The following is a 15700-nucleotide window of genomic DNA, read 5'->3' as shown; positions in this document are numbered from 1 at the left end:
GTGCCCGCCGTCCAGGCCCGCGGCACACCGAAGGGGCGCGCCCGTCGTCACGGGCGCGCCCCTTCCGCAGGTCTGTCGCGGGGAGATCCGCGGTGAGATCAGTTGTGGCCGAAGCGCTTCTGCCGGCCCTTGCGGGCCATGTCGCCGGGCGTCACCTGTGCGGCGCGCTGCTCGGCCTGCGACTCCATCGCCGACTGCTGCGCCTGCTGGGTGCCACGCTCGGCCGGCGACTGCTTCTGCGGACTCTTCTGGTTCTTGTTCTTGGCCATGGTGATGCCTCCTCAGGGGAATCTCGGGGCCAGGGCCGCTGCCAGACTCACATACGGTATGAACCGCCGCACTTTGGATCATTACGCACCGTGAGCGCCCTCGGCGCACGGGATCCGCCACGCCGATGATCCAGTTCCGGCCGTCAACCTCCCGACCGTCGGGCAGACTCGAAGGAAATCCGAAGCAACTTCCGATCCCGAGGTTCCCGAAAGAGGGTGGAACACGTGGACCGCTGCGTCGTTCTGGTGGACGCCGGCTATCTGCTGGGCGCCGCCGCGAGCCTCCTCGCCGGGGAACCGGCCCGCTCCCGGATCACCGTCGACCACGCCGCCCTCATCCAGGGCCTCCGCGACCGGGCCGAGGCCGACACCGAACAGCCCCTGCTCCGGATCTACTGGTTCGACGGCGCACCCGACCGGGTGCCCCAGCCCGAACACCGCCGCCTGCGCGTGATGCCCCGGGTCACCGTCCGGCTCGGCGCCCTGACCCGCAGCGACGGCCGCTGGGCCCAGAAGGGCGTCGACGCGGCGATGCACGCCGAACTCACCGAACTGGCCAGAAATCGCGCCTGCTCCGACGTCGTCCTGGTGACCGGCGACGGCGACCTCCTGCCGGGCCTGATGTCCGCCAAGGAACATGGCGTCGCCGTCCACCTCTGGGCCGTCCAGGCCGCCGACGGCGACTACAACCAGTCCGAGGACCTCGTCGCCGAGGCGGACGAGCGCCGGGTCCTCGACCGCGCGTGGATCACCCGCGCCGTGCGCGCCAAAGACCTCACCGGCATCTGCGCTCCGCCGCCCGTGCCCCGCCCCGAGATCGCCGCCATCCTCTCCGCCCCGCTGCCCGAGTCGGCCCTCGCGGCTTCCGCCGAACGGGCGGCCGAGGCCGCGGCCACGGCCGCCCGTGGCCAGAACGGATCGCCGGCCCCCGTGCCCGCCGCCCCCTCCGCGAACGGATCGGCGCCGGGCGTCCCCGCGCCCACCGGCAAGGCCGGCGTCCCGACCCCCAAGGACCTGGCCGGGCTGCGCGGTCCCGCGTCCCCGGCCCATCCCCACACGACCCACGCCCACCCCCACCCGGCCAACGCCACGCTGCGCTGGTCCTCCGACAAGGGCTGGATCGAACGCCCCGGCGGCCCTCTCGGGGAACCCGCGGAGACGGCCTCGCTGCCCACCCTCGCCCAGCTCACCAGCGCGGAGCAGCGCTGGGCCGACCGCGAGGAGGACATCACCACCGTCGGCGGCGACCCCTTCGAAGTGGGGCAGGTCTTCGCGCGTCGCTGGATGGAACGGCTCCCCGAGCAGAGCCACGTCCAGCGGCTCGCCACGATGTACCCGCGCATCCCGCACCGCATCGACGGCGAACTCCTCCGGTACGCGGCACGGTTCGGTCTGCTCGCCCACAAGGACGACCAGATCGACGAGCACGACCGGTATGCCATCCGGGCCGGTTTCTGGCGCGAGATCGACGTCCGGGCCGCCGCGGAACACGCCCCCGCGGGGGAGTAGGGCCGCGGACCCCGTAGGCTCATCCCTCGTGAGTACGGTGTGCGTGGTGCGGGATCTGGTCAAGACGTACCCCGCCGCGCGCGGCAGGCGAGGGACCCCCGCGACGCCCGAGGTGCGCGCCACCGACGGCATCAGCCTGGACGTCGGCGGCGGCGAGATCTTCGGCCTGCTCGGACCCAACGGCGCCGGCAAGTCCACGCTCGTCCGCCAGCTGACCGGCCTGATGCGCCCCGACTCCGGCTCGGTGGAGCTGCTCGGCCACGACCTCGTACGCCACCCGGAGCGCGCCGCGCGGCTGCTCGCCTACCTCGGCCAGGAGTCCACCGCGCTCGACGAGCTGACCGTCGCGCTCGCCGCCGAGACGACCGGCCGGCTGCGCGGTCTGAGCGCCCGGGACGCACGCGCCGCCCGCGACGCCGTCCTGGAGGAACTCGGTCTGGGCGAGCTGGCCGGGCGCCCCCTGAAGAAGCTCTCCGGCGGCCAGCGGCGGCTCGCCTGCGTCGCCGCCGCCCTGATCGGTCAGCGGCCGGTCCTCGTCCTCGACGAGCCGACCACCGGCATGGATCCCGTCGCCCGGCGGGCCGTCTGGGCCGCCGTCGACCGGCGCCGCGCCGAGCACGGCACGACCGTGCTGCTCGTCACCCACAACGTCATCGAGGCCGAGACCGTACTGGACCGGGTCGCCGTCCTCGAACGCGGCCGGGTCATCGCCTGCGACACCCCGGCCGGGCTCAAGGAACGCGTCGCGGGCGAGGTGCGGGTCGACCTGGTGTGGCGCGAGCGCGCCCCGCTGGACGTCCCCGAGGTCGCCGCGCTGCGGACCTCCGCCCAGGAGTCCGGCCGGCGCTGGACCCTGCGGCTCGCCCCGGACGAGGCCCGGGCGGCGGTCGCCGCCGTCACGGGCGGGGCGGCGTTCGCGGCGCTGGACGACTTCACACTGGCGACGCCGAGCCTGGAGGACGTGTACCTGGCGCTGGGCGGCGAGACCAAGGGACTGGTGAAGGCGTGAATCCGTGCGTGCAGTCGTGCGTGCAGTCAGGGAACCGGACGGTCAGGAGCAGTACGCAGTGAGCATCGTGCCCGCCGAGGTCCGGCCGACCGGCGCGTCGGCGCCGTGGACCCGCGACGGTGGCGAGGGCGGCGCCGCGGCCGCGCCGCTCGCCCCGCGCGCCCGGCTGCTGCCCGCTCTCGCGGCCGTGTACCGCGCGCAGCTCTCGCGCGCCCGGGTCTCCCGCATCCCGCTGCTCTTCGTGGCGACCTTCCAGTCCGTCGGGATCATGGTCCTGATGCGGGGGGTCGTCGACGGCGGGGAGGAGGCGCGGGCCGTGGTGGCCGGCTCGTCCGTCCTCGTCGTCGCCTTCGTCGCGCTGAACCTGCTCGCGCAGTACTTCGGCCAGCTGCGGGCCGGCGGCGGGCTCGACCACTACGCCACGCTGCCGGTACCGCCGGCCGCCGTGGTGCTCGGCGCGGCGGGCGCGTACGCCTCCTTCACCGTGCCCGGGACGGTCGTCACCGCCGTCATCGGCTCGGTGCTGTTCGGGCTGCCCCTCGGGCACCTGTGGATCCTGGCCGCCGTGGTGCCGCTGGCCGGGGCCGCGCTCGCCGGGCTCGGCGCGGCGCTGGGACTGCTTGCGCCACGCCAGGAACTGGCGACCCTCCTCGGCCAGCTGGGCATGTCGGCGGCGCTGCTGCTCGGCGTGCTGCCGGCGGACCGGCTGCCGGGGCCGATCGGCTGGGCGCGCGATCTGCTGCCGTCGACGTACGGGGTGGAGGCGCTGGCCCGGACGTTCGGCCCGCGTCCCGACTGGGCGGCGGTCGGGCTCGACCTCGCGGTGTGCGGCGCGGTGGGCGTGGCGTCGCTGGCGGCGGCGACGTGGGCGTACCGGCGGGCGGCGGTCCGCTGAGGCGAGGCGCCGAGGCACCTGGCACGATGGCGGGGTGACCGCACCCCTGACACCGCCTCACCAGCCTCCGCACGACGCCCACGCCTGGCCCTCGCCCTACCCGCCGTCGCCCGAGGAGGACGATGTGCCGAGCACGGGGACGGAGCTGCGGCAGGCCGCCGTGGTGGCCGCCGTCTCCACGGTCGTCGGGGCGGCCCTGGGGCCGCTGTGGCTGTGGCTGGCGCCGCGGGTGCCGCTCATCTCGGACGGCAAGGCGGTCTTCCTGCGCGACAGCGAGGGGGAGTCGGCGATCGGCGCGGACGGCACCTTCGTGCTGCTGGCGGTGGGCTTCGGGGCGGTCGCGGCGCTCCTGGTCTTCCTCTTCCACCGGCACGGCGGTGTGGCGCTGGTCCTCGGCCTGGCGGTCGGGGGCGTGCTGGGCTCGCTGCTCGGGTGGGGCGTCGGGACGTACCTGGGGCCGACGCACGACGTGGTGGCCCACGCCAAGGCGGTGGGCCCGAACGTGGTGTTCGACGCGCCGCTGAAGCTGGAGATGTGGCAGGGCGCGATCCTGGCGTGGCCGCTGGCCGCGACGGCCGTCCACCTGGGGATGACGGCGCTCTTCGGCCCCCGTGACCCGGAGCCGGAGTGGCCCCCGTCGCCCGCCTCGCCCCCGCCGTCCTCGACGCCTCCGCCCGCGCGCGGCTGAAGGCCTCCCGCGCCGGGCACGGAGCCGAGGCGGCCCCGTCCCACGGGCGGGACCGCCGCTATCCGCGGCCGATCGGGGCCAGTACGGCCGTCGTCAGGGCGGCCAGGTCCGCGGGGGAGAGTTCGACCTCCAGGCCGCGGCGGCCGGCCGAGACACAGATCGTCGGGTGGTCCGAGGCCGAGGCGTCGAGGACCGTGCGCAGGCGCTTGCGCTGGCCCAGCGGGGAGATGCCGCCCCGGACGTAGCCCGTGGTGCGTTCGGCTGCGGCCGGGTCGGCCATGGCCGCGCGCTTGCCGCCGACGGCCGAGGCGAGGGCCTTGAGGTCCAGCTGTCCGGCGACCGGGACCACCGCGACCGTCAGCTCGCCGTCCACGTCCGCGACCAGCGTCTTGAAGACCCGGTCGGGGGAGACGCCCAGCGCCTCCGCCGCCTCCTCGCCGTACGACGGCGACGCCGGGTCGTGGTCGTACGCGTGGAGCGTGAAGGGGGTCCCTGCGGCCGCCAGCGCCACCGTCGCGGGGGTTCCGCCGCCGTTCGCCTGCTTCTTCTGCTTCTTCGCCACCGGGCTCCTCCGTCAGTTCGGGCTCGTCGGCGCCCGGGTCAGATCCACCGCCGGCAGCGACGGCAGATGCCGCAGCACCGCCGTCTCGGCCCGCAGCAGCGTCAGCTCCTCACGCAGCCGTGTCGCCGTGTCCGGGGCCTGCAGCAGCCGCTGCTTGGCCGGGGTGTCGAGCACCGCGGCCGCCGCGACCAGGTACGACACCACCGAGGGCTCGTCCGGCAGCTCACTCGTCGTCAGGGACCGCTCCCGCGCTCCGGCCAGCCGCTTCTGGTAGCTGCGGAACGCCCGCAGGACGCCCTCGGCGAGGGTGCCCGCCTCGTCGCCCTGCTCCTCCGGGAGCTCCTCGACCTCGGCCACCAGGAACGGCCCGCTCGCGTCGACCGAGAGCAGCTTGACCCGGGTCGTGCCGGTGGCCATCACCTCGAAGCTGCCGTCGGCCCGCTCCCGGATCGTCGCCGCGTCGGCGACGCAGCCGACCCGGTGGAACGCCTGGATGGGATCGGCGCCGAAGCCCGCGGCGGGGCCCTTCTCCGGCTGCGCCGTCGGGTCCGGCATGCCCGGGGCGGTCCGGGCGACCTCCCGGCCGTCGCGGATCGCCACGACGGCGAAGCGGCGCGGCTCCGACTCGTCGGTCTTGAGCAGCTCGCGCATCATGGCGCGATAACGCTCCTCGAAGACGTTCAGGGGCAGCACGAGGCCCGGGAACAGCACCGCGTTGAGCGGGAAGAGAGGCAGGCGAGCGGTGGTCACAGCGGTCAAGCGTAATGGCCGCGTGGCCCGTCTCGACCGGCCCGTCCCCGTCCGGCTTCCCGCAGGGGTGTCGCACGGGCCACTTCGACGCGTACGGCGTCCCGCGCGGCGAGGAACCGGGCGAGCGGATCCTCGCCCACCAGCGTCCAGGGAAACGACGTCGCACAGGGCCCGAGCCGCCGGAACTCCTCCAGCGCCTCGTCCCACCGCCCGCGCCTGACCAGGACGTACACCAGCAGATTGCGCACCTCCGCGGGCCACGGATCGCCGACCGGGTACGCGGCGGACAGGGCGACCCCCCGGTCGGCGGCGGCGTCGATCCGGTCCTCATGGGGGCGGCCGGCGCCGACGAGCAGTTCGGCGAAGGCGGCGCGGGCGGGCAGCGCCTGGATCAGGGAGCCGGGCAGCGCGTCCTCGGCGGCCTGCTCGGCGAAGTCGAAGCACTCGCTGTGCGAGCCGTACCACTGGGCCGAGAGGTACTTCAGGGCGGCGACATGGCAGCCGTAGTGGTGCGGGGAGCGGCGGACGGCCTGTTCCCACAGCGTCTCGAACTCCGTGTGCGCGGCATGCGTGCCCCGCGCGTGGTCCAGGGCGAGGCGCCACGGCACCGGATCGCGCGGCGCCGCCTCGGCGGCCGCGTCGATCATCGGGCCCAGCTCACGCAGCCGTTCGGCACGGGCCGGCGAGTCCCACGCCTTGCGCATCGCGAGCTGCGCCTTGACGAGCAGCGCGTCCGGATCGCGGGGAGCGGCGGCGAGCCACCGGGCCAGCCAGTCGTCGCGGTTGTACGCGAAGGTGGCCAGCCGGGCGACATAGCGGTCCCGGTTCTCCCACTCGGCGGCCTCCCGGGTGGTGGCGAGGAGCTTGGCCGCCGGGCCGGGGTCCGCCAGGGCCGCGGCGACCAGCGCCGGCGCGAGCCGTCCGTCCGGCGCGTCGAGCAGCACGTCGTCGTCCGGCGGCAGGACGGCGGCGAGCCGCGGCGCGTGCCGGACGAGTCGGGCGGTGCCGATCAGGGCGCGGAGCAATGACATGGTGCCGCCATTGAAAACCGCAGGTGAGGGCGGCGCCAGTGGGGAGCTGTGAAGCTTTGGTGGCGGCGGGAAAGTTGTCCTGACCGAGGTCAAGACAGGGTAAAGAAAGGGGTGAGCCTGGTCGGAATCCGTGCCGTGCGCCCCCCGATCCTCCATCCGGCCGGGCGCCGCGCCGGGGCCGGGCGTGTCTCCCCGCACTCCGACACGCCCGGCCCCGCGCCTCCCCGCCCTGTCTCTAGCCCCGTCGCAGCAGCCGGGACGCCCCCGCCGCCACCGTCGTCGCCAGCACCCACCCGAGCAGGATCAGGGCCGTCGCCCCCCACTGCCAGACGCCCTCCAGCCGCCAGTAGCCCTCCTGGCCGAGGTTGATCACCGGCAGCAGCAGGTCCAGCGCGTACAGCGTGGCGTTCCACCGGGGGGACTCCTCCGCCTTCAGCGGCACCGGGTCGTAGCGGGAGAAGGCGATCGCCCCCGCCGCCCAGAGCACCGCCATCCAGAGAGCCGCCCGGCCCGGGCGATAGCCGTACGCCACCGTCCAGTCCTGGAGATAGCCCCAGAGCTTCCCCGCCACCGGGAGCGTCTCCCGCCGCCGCCGCTGCTTGGCGAGCAGCACCACCCGGGCGTCCGCGTCCTCACCGCTGCTGCGCAGGACCGTCGCCAGGCGTTCGTACGGCTCCGGGGCGTACTCCGGGGTCGCCGCGGCCACCCATTCGAGCCGCCGCGCCAGCGGGAAGTGGCCGTACGGCACCAGGTTCTCGTAGACGAAGCCGCCCATCGCGAGCCCGCCGGGTCCCGGCCAGCTGGTCGACAGGTCGATCAGGGTCACGATCTTGGCGCCGTTGAGCACCACCCGCCCCTCCTCCGGGCGCTCTCCGTTGAACCGCAGCTCCGGCGTGACGATCCGGCGCAGCGACACCTCCTCGCGGCGCGCGCCGTTCAGCATGAAGCGGGCGTAGTGCAGGTCCACCGCGTCGCCGAACCGCCCGTCGTCGAGCCGCACCCCGCCGTGGCACTCGACCGGCTTGCGCCGCGCCCCCCGCACCGGGGTGTACCCGATGCCGTAGGGCGGAGTGGCCGTGGCGTTTCCCGTCGACTCGTACACCCACGCGGCGTTCAGATAGAGCGAACGCTCCACGGTCAGCTGCGGCGCGTTGAGCGCCCGTCGTTCCTGCGCGCCGCGCAGCACGCTGCCCCGCAGACTCAGCGACACGCCCACCTTCGCTCCGCGCAGGCTCAGCTCGCCGTACGTCTCGATCAGCTCCGCCTGCAGGTCCTGTGCCACCACCAGGCCGTCCGCCGTGATCGCCCGCCCACGCCGGTCGGGCCACACCTGGATCTGGTTGATCAGCAGGTCCGTGCCGATCTGCGCGTCGGTGAGCCGGATCCCCCGCTCCACCCGGCAGCGCGGCAGGTGCAGGTCGCCCTGGGTCTGCAGCCGCGCCCCCTCCAGCCGGGGTATCGCGCACTCCACCATCCGCAGCGTCCCGAAGTGCGCCTCCGGAAGCACGATCTCCTCGTCGAACCGGCAGCGGTTCATCTCGACGTACGGACCGATCGTCCCGCCGGCGAGATTGAGCGCCCCCGATATCCGCACGCCGCGCAGCTTCAGCGCCGCCACCCGCCCCGACCGCGCCGGCGGTCCGTCGAGCAGCAGCAGTGCCACCACCTCGGCGCGCACACTGCGCTCGTCCCCCCAGGGGCGCGGCCCGAACGGATCGTCCAGAGCCGGGTCCCCCTCGCTCATGTCACAGGCCCTGCCGACCCGGAACGCCCACCACATGGACCGCTCCGGGCCCGTGAGACCGTCCGGCATACCGTCCTCGTGCGGCTCGGTCACTGCCGCCCCCTCGCTTTCCACGAACCCGCAATCCTGGATTCGTACAGCCGTTCTTCCCGCTGAGTGACGGACTGAACGCTAACGGTCAGCTGTGGCGACAAGACGCCACTGTGGCTCGTATCAGCCAGTGATACGGACGTCCGGCGCCCGTGGGGCGTCTGAGAGAATTGACCCGTGATCTCTCGAATCGATCTGCGCGACGACACCCTCCCCGAGGGTGCCGCGCTGCGCGACCTGCTGCCCCGTGCCGAGTTCGACGTGGAAGCCGCCCTGGAGAAGGTGCGGCCCATCTGCGAGGACGTACGGCATCATGGCGCGGCCGCGGTGATCGACTACGGCGAGAAGTTCGACGGCGTCCGCGTCGCCGCGCTGCGCGTCCCGGCCGAGACGATCGCCGGCGCCCTCGACGAGCTGGACCCGGCCGTCCGGGCGGCCCTGGAGGAGTCCATCCGCCGGGCCAGGATCGTCCACCGCGAGCAGCGCCGCACCACCCACACCACCCAGGTCGTGCCCGGCGGCACGGTCACCGAGAAGTGGGTCCCCGTCGAGCGCGTGGGGCTCTACGTCCCCGGCGGCCGCTCCGTCTATCCCTCCTCCGTCGTCATGAACGTCGTCCCGGCCCAGGAGGCCGGCGTCGAGGGCGTCGCCATCGCGTCGCCGCCCCAGAAGGAGTTCGGCGGCCTGCCGCACCCGACGATCCTCGCCGCGTGCGCGCTGCTCGGCGTCGACGAGGTGTACGCCGCGGGCGGCGCCCAGGCCATCGCCATGTTCGCGTACGGCACCGAGGGCACCGAGGACGAGCCCGGCTGCGCCCCCGTCAACCTGGTCACCGGCCCCGGCAACATCTACGTCGCCGCGGCCAAGCGCCTCCTCAAGGGCCGCATCGGCATCGACGCCGAGGCGGGCCCGACCGAGATCGCCATCCTGGCCGACTCCACCGCCGACCCCGTCCACGTCGCCGCCGACCTGATCAGCCAGGCCGAGCACGACCCGATGGCGGCCGCCGTCCTCGTCACCGACTCCGAGGAACTGGCCGCCGCCACCGAGGCCGAGCTGAAGACCCAGGTCGCCGCCTCCAAGCACATCGACGACCGGATCGTCCCGGCCCTCGCCGGCCGGCAGTCCGCGATCGTCCTCGTCCGCGACCTGGAGGACGGCCTCACGGTCGTCGACGCCTACGGCGCCGAGCACCTCGAGATCCAGACCGCCGACGCCGCCGCCCTCGCCGACCGCGTCCGCAACGCCGGTGCGATCTTCGTCGGCCCCTGGGCCCCCGTCTCCCTCGGCGACTACTGCGCCGGCTCCAACCACGTCCTGCCCACCGGCGGCTGCGCCTGCCACTCCTCGGGCCTGTCCGTGCAGTCCTTCCTGCGCGGCATCCACATCGTGGACTACACCCGCGACGCCCTCGCCGAGGTCACCCACCACGTGGTCACCCTCGCCGAGGCCGAGGACCTGCCCGCCCACGGCGCCGCCCTCAAGGCGCGCTTCGGATGGAAGGTGCCCGGCCAGTGACCTCGTACGACAAGGTCGGCATCGACGACCTGCCCATCAGAGACGAGCTGCGCGGCAAGTCCCCGTACGGCGCGCCGCAGCTCGACGTCCCCGTCCAGCTCAACACCAACGAGAACCCCTACCCGCTGCCCGAGCCCCTCGTGGCCCGGATCGCGGAGCGGGTCGCCGAGGCCGCCCGCGGCCTCAACCGCTACCCCGACCGGGACGCGGTCGAGCTGCGCACCGAGCTCGCCCGCTATCTCACACGTACCGGAAAGCACCCGGTCACCGTCGAGAACGTCTGGGCCGCCAACGGCTCCAACGAAGTCCTCCAGCAGCTGCTCCAGACCTTCGGCGGCCCCGGCCGCACGGCCATCGGCTTCGAGCCCTCGTACTCGATGCACGCGCTCATCGCGCGCGGCACCGGCACCGGCTGGATCTCCGGCCCGCGCGACGAGGACTTCACGATCGACGTCGCCGCCGCGGCGCACGCCATCGAGCGGCACCGCCCCGACGTCGTCTTCATCACCTCACCCAACAACCCCACCGGCACCGCCGTCGCGGCGGAGACCGTGGAGACGCTGTACGAGGCGGCCCAGGCCGCCAAGCCGTCCCTCGTCGTCGTCGACGAGGCCTACGTCGAGTTCAGCCACCGGGACTCCCTCCTGCCGCTGCTCGAGGGCCGGCCGCACCTGGTCGTCTCCCGCACCATGTCCAAGGCCTTCGGCGCCGCCGGACTGCGCCTCGGCTACCTCGCCGCCCACCGCGCCGTGGTCGACGCCGTACAGCTGGTGCGCCTGCCGTACCACCTCTCCGCCGTCACCCAGGCCACCGCGCTCGCCGCCCTGGAGCACACCGATACGCTTCTCGGGTACGTCGAACAGCTCAAGGCCGAGCGCGACCGCCTGGTCACCGAGCTGAGGGCCATCGGCTTCGACGTCACCGACTCCGACGCCAACTTCGTGCAGTTCGGCCGCTTCGACGGAGCCGAGGGCTCCCACGCGGCCTGGCAGAAGATCCTCGACCACGGGGTCCTGGTCCGGGACAACGGCGTACCGGGCCGGCTGCGGGTCACCGCGGGCACCCCCGAAGAGAACGACGCGTTCCTCGATGCGGTTCGCGCTTTGAAGAAGGAGCAGAGTTCATGAGCCGCGTAGGACGGGTCGAACGCACCACCAAGGAGACCTCCGTCGTCGTCGAGATCGACCTCGACGGCACCGGCAAGGTCGACGTCGCCACGGGCGTCGGTTTCTACGACCACATGCTCGACCAGCTCGGACGCCACGGCCTCTTCGACCTCACGGTCAAGACCGACGGCGACCTGCACATCGACTCCCACCACACCATCGAGGACACCGCCCTCGCGCTCGGCGCCGCCTTCAAGCAGGCCCTCGGCGACAAGGTCGGCATCTACCGCTTCGGCAACTGCACCGTCCCCCTGGACGAGTCGCTCGCCCAGGTGACCGTCGACCTCTCGGGCCGCCCCTACCTGGTGCACACCGAGCCCGAGAACATGGCGCCGATGATCGGCTCCTACGACACGACGATGACCCGGCACATCTTCGAGTCCTTCGTCGCGCAGGCCCAGATCGCGCTGCACATCCACGTGCCGTACGGCCGCAACGCCCACCACATCGTGGAGTGCCAGTTCAAGGCGCTGGCCCGGGCCCTGCGCTACGCCTCCGAGCGCGACCCGCGCGCGGCCGGGATCCTGCCCTCCACGAAGGGCGCCCTGTGACCGGCCTCTCCACCATCCTCATCGTGGTGGGGCTCTTCCTCGCCGGCGGTGTGTACTCCTTCGTCAAGCAGGACATGCCCAAGGGCCTCATCGTGCTGGTGAGCATCGCCTCCGTGATGTGTCTGGTCGCCGGCGTCCTGCGGATTCAGGGGATCTGGGAATGAGCACTGTGAGCACCCCGAAGAAGGTCGTCGTCTTCGACTACGGCTTCGGCAACGTCCGCTCCGCCGAGCGGGCCCTGGCCCACGTCGGCGCCGACGTCGAGATCACCCGCGACTACGACCGCGCCATGAACGCCGACGGACTCCTCGTCCCCGGCGTCGGAGCCTTCTCCGCCTGCATGAAGGGCCTCACGGAAGCTCGCGGCCAGTGGATCGTCGACCGCCGGCTGGCCGGCGGCCGCCCCGTCATGGGCATCTGCGTCGGCATGCAGATCCTCTTCGAGCGCGGCATCGAGCACGGCGTGGAGACCGCGGGCCTCGACGAATGGCCCGGTACGGTCGAGCCGCTGAAGGCCCCGATCGTCCCCCACATGGGCTGGAACACCGTCGACGCGCCCGAGGACAGCGAGCTGTTCGCCGGCCTCGACGCCGACGCCCGGTTCTACTTCGTGCACTCCTACGCGGTGCGCGAGTGGAGCCTGGAGATCGGCAACCCCAACATCCGCGCCCCCAAGGTCACCTGGGCCACCCACGGCGAGCCCTTCGTCGCCGCCGTCGAGAACGGCGCCCTGTGGGCGACGCAGTTCCACCCCGAGAAGTCCGGCGACGCCGGTGCCCAGCTCCTCACCAACTGGATCGAGACCCTCTGATCATGGCTCAGAAGCTTGAACTCCTCCCCGCCGTCGACGTCCGCGACGGCCAGGCCGTCCGCCTCGTGCACGGCGAGTCCGGTACGGAGACCTCCTACGGCTCCCCGCTGGAGGCGGCCCTCGCCTGGCAGCGCTCCGGCGCCGAATGGCTGCACCTGGTCGACCTCGACGCCGCCTTCGGCACCGGCGACAACCGCGAGCTGATCGCCGAGGTCGCCCGCGCCATGGACATCAAGGTCGAGCTCTCCGGCGGCATCCGCGACGACGCCTCGCTCGCCGCGGCCCTCGCCACCGGCTGCACCCGCGTCAACCTCGGCACCGCCGCCCTGGAGACCCCCGAGTGGGTCGCCAAGGTCATCGCCGAGCACGGCGACAAGATCGCCGTCGGCCTCGACGTCCGCGGCACCACCCTGCGCGGCCGCGGCTGGACCCGCGACGGCGGCGACCTCTACGAGACGCTGGCCCGCCTCGACTCCGAGGGCTGCGCCCGCTACGTCGTGACGGACATCGCGAAGGACGGCACGCTCCAGGGCCCCAACCTGGAACTGCTGAAGAACGTCTGCGCCGCCACCGACAAGCCCGTCGTCGCCTCCGGCGGCGTGTCGTCCCTGGACGACCTGCGCGCCCTGTCCCGGCTCGTTCCCGAGGGCGTGGAGGGCGCGATCGTCGGCAAGGCGCTGTACGCCAAGGCGTTCACCCTGGAGCAGGCGCTGGAGGCGGTGGCGTCCGTATGACCGGCTCCCTCCGCAAGGTCGTGACCGGCGCCCCCTGGGAGGAGCAGTTCGGCTACTCCCGCGCGGTGGAACTGCCCAACGGCCTGGTCCTGGTCTCCGGCTGCACCTCCATCGTCGACGGGCAGATCGCCGGCGGAGGACCGTACGACCAGACGGTCAACGCCTTCAACGTCGCCTTCGCCGCGCTGGGGCAGCTCGGGCTCGGCGCGGAGCACGTCGTCCGCACCCGGATGTACATCACCCACGCCCGGGACGTGGACGACGTCGGCCGCGCCCACAAGAAGCTGTTCGACGCGATCCGCCCGGCCGCTTCGATGATCATCGTCTCCGGGTTCGTGGACCCGAGCCTGGTCGTCGAGGTCGAGGTCGAGGCGTACCGCCCCGAGGGACAGGGCGGTGAGGGCGCGTGAGCCTCGCCGTACGCGTGATCCCCTGCCTGGACGTGGACAACGGCCGGGTCGTCAAGGGCGTCAACTTCCAGAACCTGCGCGACGCGGGCGACCCCGTCGAGATGGCGAAGCTGTACGACGCCGAAGGCGCCGACGAGCTGACCTTCCTCGACATCACCGCCTCCTCCGGCAACCGGGAGACGACCTACGACGTGGTGCGCCGCACCGCCGAGCAGGTCTTCATCCCGCTGACCGTGGGCGGTGGCGTCCGTTCGGCGGAGGACGTCGACAAGCTGCTGCGGGCCGGCGCCGACAAGGTCGGCGTCAACACGGCGGCCATCGCCCGCCCGGAGCTGATCCGGGAGATCGCCGAGCGCTTCGGCCGCCAGGTGCTGGTCCTGTCGGTCGACGCCCGCCGCACGCCCGCCGGGACCTTCGAGGTCACCACACACGGCGGCCGCAAGGGCACCGGCATCGACGCCGTCGAGTGGGCGCACCGGGCCGCCGAGCTGGGCGCGGGCGAGATCCTGCTCAACTCGATGGACGCGGACGGCACGAAGGACGGCTACGACACCGAGATGATCGCCGCCGTCCGCCGGCACGTCACCGTCCCGGTGATCGCGAGCGGTGGCGCGGGACGTCTCGCCGACTTCCCCCCGGCCATCGAGGCGGGCGCGGACGCCGTGCTCGCGGCCTCCGTCTTCCACTTCGGCGACCTGCGGATCTCGCAGGTCAAGGACGCGCTCAGGGAGGCGGGCCACCCGGTCCGCTGACCTCCGTCAGGGGCACCCGGTCCGCTGACCTCCGTACGCACATCCCGGGCACGAGCCCCCGCCGGTCCGACCGGCGGGGGCTCACCCCACACGGTCGGTCTCGCGGCGCAGTGGGCGGCCGAGCGCCACTCGGGCGGATCTAGATCCCCAGCTGCTTCGCCTGGTGCAGCCGGTCCACGGCCTCCCGCTCGCCGTCCACCTCCACCTTCGCCGCGTCCTGGCGGCCGAAGAGGAACATCGTCAGCTCACCCGGCTCCCCGGACACCGTCACCACCGGCGTGCCCCGGTGCGCCACGGCCGTCTGACCGTTCGGACGGCGCAGCACCAGGCCCACCGGCGCCTTGCGGCCGAGCAGCCGCGCGCCCTTCTCCAGACGGGCCCACAGCACGTCCGAGAAGACCGGGTCCAGCTCGCGCGGCGACCAGTCGGGCTGGGCACGGCGCACGTCCTCGGCGTGGACGTAGAACTCGACCGTGTTCGCCCCCTCGTCCACCTGCTTGATGGTGAACGGCGACATCCGGGGCGGACCCGTACGGATGAGCTGGATCAGCTCCTCGTACGGCTTGTCGGCGAACTCGGCCTGCACCCGGTCGAGCCGCGCCTTCAGCACCGGCACGACCGTCCCGGCCGCCGCGTCGGGCCGGCGCTCGCGCACCACCACATGGGCCGCGAGGTCCCGGGTCGTCCACCCCTCGCAGAGCGTCGGGGCCTCGGGCCCCGCCGCCTCCAACAGGTCGGCGAGCAGAAGTCGTTCACGCTTGGCATGGGTCGACATGCCCGCCAGCGTACGGCGCGGGCCGCCGTTCCGCCCAGTGGACGCCCTGCCGGGCGAACGCTCCGGCCACGGCACAATGGCCGCATGAGCAGCAATCTCGACCCGGCCCTCGCCGCGCGCCTCAAGCGCAGCCCGGACGGGCTCCTCCCGGCCATCGCCCAGCAGTACGACACCGGCGAGGTGCTGATGCTCGGCTGGATGGACGACGAGGCCCTGCACCGCACCCTCACCACCGGCCGCTGCACCTACTGGTCGCGCAGCCGCCGCGAATATTGGGTCAAGGGCGACACCTCCGGCCACGTCCAGCACGTCAAGTCGGTCGCCCTCGACTGCGACGCCGACACCGTGCTCGTCAAGGTCGACCAGGTCGGCGCCGCCTGCCACACGGGCGCCCGCACCTGTTTCGACGCCGACGTGCTCCCGCTCTCCCAGTAAG

The 15700-nt window shown here is 73.3% G+C and carries 19 protein-coding genes; 13 read left to right on the top strand and 6 right to left on the bottom strand.

All coding sequences use genetic code 11. The features are described from left to right. Window positions 1–98: 98 nt before the first annotated feature. Entirely contained in the window at window positions 99–269 is a 171-nt protein-coding gene (locus ACZ68P_RS01350; RefSeq protein WP_471000819.1) for a hypothetical protein, read from the bottom strand. 216 nt (window positions 270–485) lie between these two features. Between ACZ68P_RS01350 and ACZ68P_RS01345 the strand changes: the two genes are divergently transcribed. From ACZ68P_RS01345 to ACZ68P_RS01330, 4 genes are read left to right on the top strand one after another with little or no spacing between them, the layout of a single operon-like run. After that, complete coding sequence (locus ACZ68P_RS01345; RefSeq protein ID WP_471000816.1) at window positions 486–1778, top strand: NYN domain-containing protein; 1293 nt, start codon at window positions 486–488, stop codon at window positions 1776–1778. Window positions 1779–1815: 37 nt separating this feature from the next. After that, window positions 1816–2787 (top strand): ABC transporter ATP-binding protein, encoded by a 972-nt coding sequence (locus tag ACZ68P_RS01340; protein ID WP_365715242.1) that lies wholly within the window; start codon window positions 1816–1818, stop codon window positions 2785–2787. A 58-nt stretch (window positions 2788–2845) separates the two neighbouring features. After that, entirely contained in the window at window positions 2846–3682 is an 837-nt protein-coding gene (locus ACZ68P_RS01335; RefSeq protein WP_471000813.1) for an ABC transporter permease, read from the top strand. A 34-nt stretch (window positions 3683–3716) separates the two neighbouring features. Next, complete coding sequence (locus ACZ68P_RS01330) at window positions 3717–4370, top strand: DUF2567 domain-containing protein (protein ID WP_471000810.1); 654 nt, start codon at window positions 3717–3719, stop codon at window positions 4368–4370. 58 nt (window positions 4371–4428) lie between these two features. Here the strand turns inward: ACZ68P_RS01330 and ybaK are convergent, their stop codons facing one another. From ybaK to ACZ68P_RS01310, 4 genes are all read right to left on the bottom strand, one after another. Continuing rightward, on the bottom strand, window positions 4429–4932 hold the full coding sequence (gene ybaK, locus ACZ68P_RS01325; protein ID WP_471000807.1) for a Cys-tRNA(Pro) deacylase: 504 nt from the start codon (window positions 4930–4932) through the stop codon (window positions 4429–4431). A gap of 12 nt (window positions 4933–4944) precedes the next feature. Next, complete coding sequence (locus ACZ68P_RS01320) at window positions 4945–5682, bottom strand: LON peptidase substrate-binding domain-containing protein (protein WP_471000804.1); 738 nt, start codon at window positions 5680–5682, stop codon at window positions 4945–4947. 5 nt (window positions 5683–5687) lie between these two features. Then, on the bottom strand, window positions 5688–6713 hold the full coding sequence (locus ACZ68P_RS01315) for a hypothetical protein (protein ID WP_471000801.1): 1026 nt from the start codon (window positions 6711–6713) through the stop codon (window positions 5688–5690). A 235-nt stretch (window positions 6714–6948) separates the two neighbouring features. After that, on the bottom strand, window positions 6949–8550 hold the full coding sequence (locus tag ACZ68P_RS01310) for an oxidoreductase (RefSeq protein WP_471000798.1): 1602 nt from the start codon (window positions 8548–8550) through the stop codon (window positions 6949–6951). Between the two features lie 174 nt (window positions 8551–8724). Here ACZ68P_RS01310 and hisD point away from each other — a divergent pair, with 174 nt between their 5' ends. From hisD to hisF, 8 genes are read left to right on the top strand one after another with little or no spacing between them, the layout of a single operon-like run. Continuing rightward, a complete protein-coding gene (gene hisD / locus ACZ68P_RS01305; protein ID WP_471000795.1) occupies window positions 8725–10065 on the top strand; it encodes a histidinol dehydrogenase in 1341 nt (446 codons plus the stop codon). Next, window positions 10062–11192, top strand: coding sequence for a histidinol-phosphate transaminase (locus tag ACZ68P_RS01300; protein ID WP_471000793.1), 1131 nt, complete (start codon window positions 10062–10064; stop codon window positions 11190–11192). The genes hisD and ACZ68P_RS01300 overlap by 4 nt, the downstream gene beginning before the upstream one ends. Next, on the top strand, window positions 11189–11782 hold the full coding sequence (gene hisB / locus ACZ68P_RS01295) for an imidazoleglycerol-phosphate dehydratase HisB (RefSeq protein WP_158986436.1): 594 nt from the start codon (window positions 11189–11191) through the stop codon (window positions 11780–11782). Before ACZ68P_RS01300 ends, hisB begins: the two co-directional genes overlap by 4 nt. After that, window positions 11779–11946 carry a hypothetical protein gene (locus tag ACZ68P_RS01290; protein ID WP_365715102.1) on the top strand — a complete coding sequence of 56 codons (168 nt, stop codon included), beginning with the start codon at window positions 11779–11781 and terminating at the stop codon, window positions 11944–11946. The genes hisB and ACZ68P_RS01290 overlap by 4 nt, the downstream gene beginning before the upstream one ends. Beyond that, window positions 11943–12593 (top strand): imidazole glycerol phosphate synthase subunit HisH, encoded by a 651-nt coding sequence (gene hisH, locus ACZ68P_RS01285; protein ID WP_471000789.1) that lies wholly within the window; start codon window positions 11943–11945, stop codon window positions 12591–12593. Before ACZ68P_RS01290 ends, hisH begins: the two co-directional genes overlap by 4 nt. 2 nt (window positions 12594–12595) lie before the next feature. Further along, complete coding sequence (gene priA, locus ACZ68P_RS01280) at window positions 12596–13327, top strand: bifunctional 1-(5-phosphoribosyl)-5-((5-phosphoribosylamino)methylideneamino)imidazole-4-carboxamide isomerase/phosphoribosylanthranilate isomerase PriA (RefSeq protein WP_471000786.1); 732 nt, start codon at window positions 12596–12598, stop codon at window positions 13325–13327. After that, entirely contained in the window at window positions 13324–13737 is a 414-nt protein-coding gene (locus tag ACZ68P_RS01275) for a RidA family protein (protein WP_471000784.1), read from the top strand. The genes priA and ACZ68P_RS01275 overlap by 4 nt, the downstream gene beginning before the upstream one ends. Beyond that, window positions 13734–14489, top strand: coding sequence for an imidazole glycerol phosphate synthase subunit HisF (hisF, locus tag ACZ68P_RS01270; protein ID WP_471000781.1), 756 nt, complete (start codon window positions 13734–13736; stop codon window positions 14487–14489). The genes ACZ68P_RS01275 and hisF overlap by 4 nt, the downstream gene beginning before the upstream one ends. A 139-nt stretch (window positions 14490–14628) precedes the next feature. On the opposite strand, the gene ACZ68P_RS01265 is transcribed toward hisF, so the two are convergent. Next, a complete protein-coding gene (locus tag ACZ68P_RS01265) occupies window positions 14629–15264 on the bottom strand; it encodes a TIGR03085 family metal-binding protein (RefSeq protein ID WP_471000778.1) in 636 nt (211 codons plus the stop codon). Between the two features lie 84 nt (window positions 15265–15348). Here ACZ68P_RS01265 and hisI point away from each other — a divergent pair, with 84 nt between their 5' ends. Beyond that, complete coding sequence (gene hisI, locus ACZ68P_RS01260) at window positions 15349–15699, top strand: phosphoribosyl-AMP cyclohydrolase (RefSeq protein ID WP_365715108.1); 351 nt, start codon at window positions 15349–15351, stop codon at window positions 15697–15699. Window position 15700: the final 1 nt, after the last annotated feature.

It is taken from the genome of Streptomyces sp. NPDC036822, from assembly GCF_055609145.1.
This window is presented reverse-complemented; position numbering and strand designations above follow the sequence as displayed.